Here is a 953-nt window from a genome sequence, read left to right on the forward strand (position 1 = left end):
CGACTGTCCCCTTTGTTCACTACCTTTGGCGGTGGACAAAAATTGAACAAAAGCACACAACAATATGTAAAAAGCATTGAAACGCTTTTTACACTTGAACGTTGGCATCAATTTAAAAAAGGAAAATGATACTTCGATTAACATTAATACTTTTTGTTGTGACAGTGTGCTCTTGTAAGGAGAGCAAACAAGTCGACACGACAAGTTCGGACACTACGGACTCAATAGTGCAAAACGACAAAAAACAACAGCTTACGAATATCGAAGTTGATGAAACGAATTCAGAAGAATGTGACTTCTCAAATGAATTCAAGGACATAATTAGACTGCTTAAACAGGACGACTACAACATCGATACAACCTTGACTGAAGACACACTAAAGTTTCAGATACGAGATCGGCTTGAAATTGTCCAGTCTTACGAGTTCTATCCGAAGGATTTCAAGTTCATATTCGCCAAAAGGAAAACCCGACTTAAAGAAATGGAAGATAATTGGTATCCAAACTTCCGTGTCTATGAAATCTGCTTTGACAACGAACAAGAAGCTATTGATTATGAAAGTAAGTTAACCGAAGTTTTATCATCACCTGACATTTTCAACGACAAGAACTACGACTATTTAATTCGTAACCACGACAGAATAATCTACGTGACTTGTGGTGCTAAAATATTTGAGCAATATGCATTTCAGTACCGAGACACGATTGAAAAAATAATAAAAAACTGATGCCAACATCGGCTATAGCAAATGCGGGCTGACTGCTTAAAAATGAAGATATTGCAACTAAACAACATTCGGTCTGGCGGACAAGGATTCGGTTTCAAAATCCCGCACTTGCCATAGCCAGGGCCGTTAGGTGCCATGCTATAACTTTATAATCCTTTTCGGTAGACCCATGCTGCAGTTTATGTGACCTCTTTTCCTGCCTACCTCGATTTTTGGGGTTTCCCT

At 38.7% G+C, this 953-nt stretch carries 1 protein-coding gene; it reads left to right on the forward strand.

Annotated features, from left to right (window positions below; genetic code table 11):
* Positions 1-158: 158 nt before the first annotated feature.
* A complete protein-coding gene (locus ACFQ1M_RS11530; RefSeq protein ID WP_386408340.1) occupies positions 159-728 on the forward strand; it encodes a hypothetical protein in 570 nt (189 codons plus the stop codon).
* Positions 729-953: the final 225 nt, after the last annotated feature.

Origin of the sequence: Sungkyunkwania multivorans, from assembly GCF_042675645.1 — a bacterium.
Lineage (GTDB): Bacteria > Bacteroidota > Bacteroidia > Flavobacteriales > Flavobacteriaceae > Sungkyunkwania > Sungkyunkwania multivorans.